4 protein-coding genes are annotated in these 6752 nt (G+C 40.4%); all 4 read left to right on the top strand.

From position 1 onward, the window contains the following. Positions 1–423: 423 nt before the first annotated feature. Positions 424–1029, top strand: a complete 606-nt coding sequence (locus CFPU101_RS24840; RefSeq protein ID WP_206818517.1) for a Uma2 family endonuclease — start codon at positions 424–426, stop codon at positions 1027–1029. 41 nt (positions 1030–1070) lie between these two features. After that, positions 1071–2927: a protelomerase family protein gene (locus CFPU101_RS24835; RefSeq protein WP_206818516.1), complete on the top strand. Its 1857-nt coding sequence runs from the start codon at positions 1071–1073 to the stop codon at positions 2925–2927. Between the two features lie 127 nt (positions 2928–3054). Then, positions 3055–4599 carry a hypothetical protein gene (locus tag CFPU101_RS24830; RefSeq protein ID WP_242578258.1) on the top strand — a complete coding sequence of 515 codons (1545 nt, stop codon included), beginning with the start codon at positions 3055–3057 and terminating at the stop codon, positions 4597–4599. A 58-nt stretch (positions 4600–4657) separates the two neighbouring features. Then, positions 4658–6652, top strand: coding sequence for a protelomerase family protein (locus CFPU101_RS24825; RefSeq protein ID WP_242578257.1), 1995 nt, complete (start codon positions 4658–4660; stop codon positions 6650–6652). Positions 6653–6752: the final 100 nt, after the last annotated feature.

Raw genomic sequence — 6752 nt, 5'->3', positions numbered from 1 at the left:
CAGATTGGAAGCGAAGTAGTTCTGAACTACTTCGCTTCCAATCTGTCTATTGATTAGAATTGCTTATATGTGAATTGCTTGCCTTAATTGATTTGGATCACTTATGAATTGGATTGCTTGATCTCTGGGTTCCAATTTGGTCTAACGCTATAACCCTTATAGTGTAAGCCTTACAGCCTCGTTGCTCCCCGTCCCCGCCCTTGCGCTCCGATCAGATTTATTAGAATATTAAATCAGTTTATTAAATATTTCAATCCAAACTGCTAATTTAATTTGAATTGCTTATGATTAAAACTTCAATTTGGATTACATATAAGTAATTTATATCATTAATGGCTTGCTTTATTGAATTGGATTGTCTATAATTAGATTAATTCAAAAGATAACTGCTTTAATCTATTTAGATTGATCGGGAGATCACAGATGACTTATACATCTCAAACATCTCTAACCTTTGAGGAATTTTTAATTCAATACGGCAATAACCCATGTTACGAATTAATTGATGGTGATCTTCGAGATATGGAACCTACTGGTTTACATGAGTTAGTTTCTGGCAAACTCGCTGGTTATTTATTCGTTGAAATTTTACGCAACAATAAAAGATGGACAATTCCTAAAAATTGTCTGATCCGTCCCGATGTTGAGCGAGCAACTGCTTTGCGTCCTGATGTAATTGTTTTAGATGAAGCTGCTTTAACAGCAGAACCTCTTTGGCGAAAACAACCTGTTCTTACTAGCGGTCAAGCTATTCGATTGGTCGTTGAAGTTGTTAGCACTAACTGGCAAGATGACTATGCTCGTAAAGTTGAAGAATATGCAGCTTTGGGGATTCTTGAATATTGGATTGTTGATTATCGTGGTTTAGGCGGAATTGCTTTTATCGGTAAGCCAAAACAACCGACTTTCACAGTCTGCCACTTGGTTGATGATGTTTATCAACAACAACAATACCGTTTAGGTGAATTGATTTCCTCTCCTCTGCTTCCTAGCCTTCAACTTTCTTTAAATGATGTTCTGCCTCGTTAACTTTCTCTACTTATTTTTGAATTGGATTGGTTTAGTATTTTATGGGTAAACGTGCTTGGTTAGAAACAGCGATCGCCACTGAATATCTTCCCTTCCTCTCCAGTCTGTCAGATGATGAGTCGGGAAAAAGACAAGCTGAACAATATAACCAAACAATCCGATCTGCATGGGCTGCCAAAGGCTTGAGCGAACTGTCTCAACAACAATCCCTCATGGACACTACTAGACGGGCGATCAAAGATCATCTGGGTGAAAATCATTTTAGTTTGGATTACATTAAATTTACCACTGATGAATACATCTCTTTGAATGATGCCAAGCAGGGGCGCGTCGCTTCCCGTAACGAACAGGTTCAGTTTCTTGATGATCCTGATGCCATAGTGGTCAAGGCGATCGCGCTCCTTGATTCTCCTGAATGGTCGGAAGTTGCTGCGGGCTTATCAGTGCTGACGGGACGGCGTAGCTCGGAACTCCTCTCGACTGCTCAATTTATTAAGTGTAGCGAGTGGAGTGTTACTTTTACTGGTGCTTTAAAACGTGGTGGTGAAACACAAGTCCTCAGTTTTGAGATTCCGACTCTCGCTCCTGCTGAACTTGTCTGTCAAGCTTTAAGCAAAGTCCGTCATCAATTGCCAGAATCCGTAGAAATGAAAGCAGACGATGTTAACCGTAAATATGGCAGTGCGGTTATTCGACAGTGCGATCGCCACTTTACTGATTTAGTACCAGCCCGTGAAGGTAAGGATAATCTCTATACTCACCTGTTCAGGTCAGTTTATGCGACGATCGCTACTTTTTGGTATTGTCCCCCAAATGTGAATGAGGTTGAGTATAAAGCGGCGATTCAAGGACATTATGCCATCCTTGATGAATCTAATCTTGAAAGACGGCGATCGCTTTCCGCTTCTCGTCATTATTCTGATTATGAAATTGCTGACGAGGTTGTTTTTAAGGAGGGCGGTAAACGCAAGGGGGTGAAGTTGAAAACTGAAGGTGTAAAAGTCATTGAAGCTTTTCAAGAAACGGTTGAAGCGGTAGTTTCTTCAAGAGAGAAGAAAAAACTGAGCAGTGTTCGGATTACTCGTGATGATAAATCTTTACTTGAGCAAATTTTTCAACAGTTAAAATTGGATGAATCACTTAACCAATCTTTTAAGATGAATGAATTGCTTAACTGGGTGAAATCTCGTTTGGACGCAGAACCAATTAGCTCATCACCTGAATCAGAAGTTAAACCCAATTCTGAAACTCCTCAAGAAACTCAATCAGATCAAGGTGAACTTGAAAAAGAGAAAACTACAAATGGTGAGCTTGAGCCAATCACCCTAACTGTTAGTTTACCTTCGGAGGGAAATGCTGTAGCCACGTCTCAAACCAATCACACCTCACTACTCAATCCTACCACTTCAGGGTTGGAAGCCAAACTTGATAAGCTTGTTGATGTTATGACTCAGTTCATTTCCTTGCAAATGCAGGGTGCGACACAGCCACTTTCTGATCAACCCGCAAGAGCTAAAACTAAACCTACTACATCAGATAAACAGACAACGGCTGTTTCATCAACACAAGAAATCCATCAAACTGATCAAACAACTGCACAACGCACACCTCGTAACTCTCCCATAGCTGAGGCAGCGATTTATAATGCTATTGATGCCATCATCGCTCATAATAATGCTATCGAACTACATGACCTTAAATGGGCTATCTCCATTAATGCTGTTAAAGAATTAGTCAGTGATGTTACCAAGTCGCAACGTTTAGTACAGAAGGTGATCGCATCCCGACAAGATGAAATTGAGACTCACCATGCACTCCATCAACTCGAACCCAACCATAATCATCGCCACAAACGTAAACGGACAATTCGAGAGGTAATTCCTTTCAATTCTATTTAAACTGCCTAGGAAGTGCGATGCCACAGGCACGGCTTCGCTCCCGCTATGCCACTTGATTGTTGATTGATCTTTCAAAAAACCTGTTATAATTTACACAACTTTCCTGTTATTTGCAAGGGGACAAACCATGAATGACTCTGACTCCTCTATGCCCCTCAGTCGCCAGCTTTGTTATCAAAAACAATGTCGGGAAAATTGGAAAGAAAATGCTCTTAAAAAACAAGAGAAAATTCGCGAATATGTCCAATCCAATCGAGCTTTAAAAAAGAGTCGAGATTGTTGGAAAGCTAGAGCGAAAGAAGCCGAACAAAAAATCAAAGATTTAGAGAAGCAGTTAGCTCAATTTTCTCCTTCTCCTGATCTCTCTTCGGCTAATTGTGATGAAAATGATGAAGAGTCAGAAATCATTCCTCACCATCACTATAGGATCTCCACAATCTCTGTTGTCGTTCAACAATTCATTAAAGTAGGTAACAGTTTTCGAGGAGCCGCTAAAACTATGCAGTTAATTTCTTCTCATTCACAACTCGACACGCCTCATTATAGTAGTGTTAAAAACTGGATGGAGAAAATTGGTTTATTTGAATTACTTCGTCCCAAACAAAGGCGAGATGATTGGCTTTTTATTGTTGATTTAACGATTGAATTAGGCAAGTCTAAAGCTCTTGTGATTTATGGCATTTCCTACCAAGATTGGCAGTTGCACAATCTTCGTAACCGAAGCTCTCTCAAACCAACTGATGGTCAAATTTTAGCTCTTGAAGTGACCACTGAAGCCACAGGCGCGTGGATTTATGGCATTTTAGAATCAGTCTCTCAAAGTGTGGGTATTCCTCTTCAAATTATTGCTGACCGCGCTTCTAACCTTCGTAAAGGTATTCAACTTTTTCAAGACCGCCATCAGAAAGTAATTTACACCTATGATGTTACTCATGCGATGGCTAATTTATTGAAAAAAGAGTTATTTGGGAGCGAATGTTTTCAAAATTTCCTAGCTGACTGTCACTCCTGCCGACTTCATGTTCAACAAACTGAATTAGCTTTTGCTGCTCCTCCTGCACAAAGAAGCCAATGCCGTTATTTTAACCTTGATCGCTTAGTTAATTGGTCTTTGAGGATGTTTCAGTGCGATTTAACTTTTCTGGCTCGGCTTCTTCCTAATCTATCCTTTCCTCAATTCTTGGCTAGATGGCAACAGAAATTTTCTTGGCTTGAGGATTATTATGAGCCAATTTGCTTCTGGCGTTCTCTTCTTTTTCTCACTCGAACTTTAGAAAAACAACTGAAATCTTTTGGCTTGCATCAGGCTTCGCTTCTTCATTATTCTCAGAAGTTATCCCTGCACAAAATTTCTCATTTCACACTCCCTTTCAAACAAAAGATTTTTTCTTATTTACAAGAACAAATTCTTCCTTGTTTTGACCATACTTTTTTAGCTACTTCTGACGTTCTTGAATCGCTTTTTGGTCGCTATAAGTATTTTTCACAACGCTGTCCCATTAAGGAACTTCGCTCTTTACTTCTCACAATTCCTCTTAGCACGGTCAACTTTAATCATGAGTTTGTTAAAGAGGCTTTGACGACGGTTCATGTTTCTGATTTGTCTCAATGGATTCAGCATACCTTTGGTCAATCCAATCTCTCCAAACGGAAGCTCCTTTTTGGACATTAACTTACTTTTCTGCTTCTAGAATGCCTCATAGAAATTGTGTCTAAAATTTTCTTACTTTTTGACAATTTTCAACACCCTAGATTTAGCCACAGCCATCAATAAATTTGATGTACAAATCAACCGTGAGTGTAATAAGTATTTAGGAGACATCGTTCCACCGCTAGAAAGCAGAGAAGCGGTTAGTATTCATAATCTAAGAGGATTATGGGGTGCGATCGCTTCTTACTTCTTCTGCCCTCAAACTTCTCATGAGTATCCTTTCTTACAGCATTATCTCGGTCATGCGATTGATAGTAGCGCAACAGGTCATTATTTTCGTTATCGATTGATTGATGAGCATGGCAATTATTTAGAAAACAGGGGAATATTGATTACACAATTTGGTGAGTTGCCAATTAATAATTCTCAACAGCAACAGACGATCACAACTGATGAAGTTGGAACGGCATCTATTGACGAGACGACTGAAACGGAGTTACAGGTCACTAAGGCGATGCCGTCATTAACAGCAACCGAAATAACTGATGAACAGCCCACAGAAACCATCTTAAACATTACCCACCCATCATTATCTTTAAAACCTTCTGTTGCCAGCCATTTCTTAGCATCATCATTACAAAACTCTTTAACTGAACTGTTAAATAGCGATCCCGCAGGGATCTCCGCCAAAGGCGGAGTGCGCTATCCTGAACTTCTCACAGGGCTGATGGCGGTGACTGGTAGAACGGCGGGTGAGTTGTTAAAGAGCAAAAAGTTTTTTCCTCACCCAACACAAAAACAAGCCCTTCTTTTTTCTTCTACTGTTGATACTGCCAAAACTGAACTTCCTACTTTAGTTGATGGTGCAACTGTAATAGAGGCGATCTCACGTCTCAAATCACACCCTGATGTGCAGCCGCTTCTTTACCTTTCTCCTTCTGAAATTGACAGCCGTTGTCTACCCCATATTACTAAAACTCTTTTATCAAGAATGCTCTTTAAAAATATTGATGAGATGATCACCACCTATCAGACTTTGATTGATACAAGCGATCAATTACCTCAACCAGAAAAGCAAAAACGTCCCTCTACTACTATTTACAATCTTTACTCCGATGACCGTCACCGACTCGATGCAATCGCTGATTCTCTGGGAATTGAAGGTACGCAAGCGGCGGTTTTCCATTCTCTCATCGACTGGGTTGAAGAACAGTTAGAGCAAAATGCTACATCTGTTGAGCCATTGAAACTAGAAAATGCTAATACAGTTGAGCAAGCGACTCATCAAGCGATTTCTGACCTTGCCAAAACTCTCGCTTGGCTGACTGATGAAATTACTTCCTTTCGTCAACGTGTTCAACAGCTTGAAATTGAACGTGATGACCTTCAATCTCAGTTAGAGCAATCCTTATTACCTCACCCACAAGTTGACCAACTTCAATCGGAAAATGATCGCTTAAAATCTGAACTGGAAAAAGCCAATGCGACTCTTTCGGTTTTCCGTCAACTTCTTAATGGCAATGATGATCCTCCAAATGAACCGTTAGGAGCTAAGTCTGAGCCTAAAAGCTCTTTTGGGAAAGAAAATCCTAAAGCTGCTGCTGTCCCTGACCCTGTTCAGTCGTCGAAAGTTGCAGTTTCACTTGGAAAAAAACTGGACAAAGAGGGACAGTCTTCTAAAAAAATGATTAATTATGATACACATGAACTAAACAAACAAGACTGTCCCTCTTTGTCAATGTTTAATGATTCCCAACTGACGAGAACGAGTGAAACAACTCCTAAAAACCGCCGTAAACCTCGTGCTGATGGTGGCGCAAGACAACGAGCGATCGCTATCTTCAATGCTCTACAACAATGGAATCAATTACACCCCGACTACACTTTTGCTATGACTCCTGCACTTCTTGAGGTTACTTTTCATATTCACAGGGCGGCGGCTCATCAGTTCATCGAAGAGTTCAAAGAACAGATTGCTCAACATCATCAAACAATTGGTGTGACTACTCTTAGAACTCATAACAGAGGGAAGGATGTTGAACCTTTTAAGGCTTTTGTTGAGCAGGGCGGCTAGAAAGGGATGACCGCTACTGCCATTCCTTTCCCATCCGCCTTCATTCACGCCCTCAACATTTACTCTTTGTACAGGGAGACTATCTAAGAGAGGGGCAGGG

This window comes from Chroococcus sp. FPU101, from assembly GCF_017312365.1.
Classification (GTDB): Bacteria; Cyanobacteriota; Cyanobacteriia; order Cyanobacteriales; family Microcystaceae; genus Chroococcus.
Note: the sequence above shows the minus strand (reverse complement) of the source record. Positions and strands in the feature narration are given on the sequence as shown.

What these genes read in the sequence shown, in the direction of transcription:
- CFPU101_RS24840 (WP_206818517.1), top strand. Translation starts at nt 424, where the DNA reads ATGACTTATACATCTCAAACATCTCTAACCTTTGAGGAATTTTTAATT.
- CFPU101_RS24835 (WP_206818516.1), top strand. Translation starts at nt 1,071, where the DNA reads ATGGGTAAACGTGCTTGGTTAGAAACAGCGATCGCCACTGAATATCTT.
- CFPU101_RS24830 (WP_242578258.1), top strand. Translation starts at nt 3,055, where the DNA reads ATGAATGACTCTGACTCCTCTATGCCCCTCAGTCGCCAGCTTTGTTAT.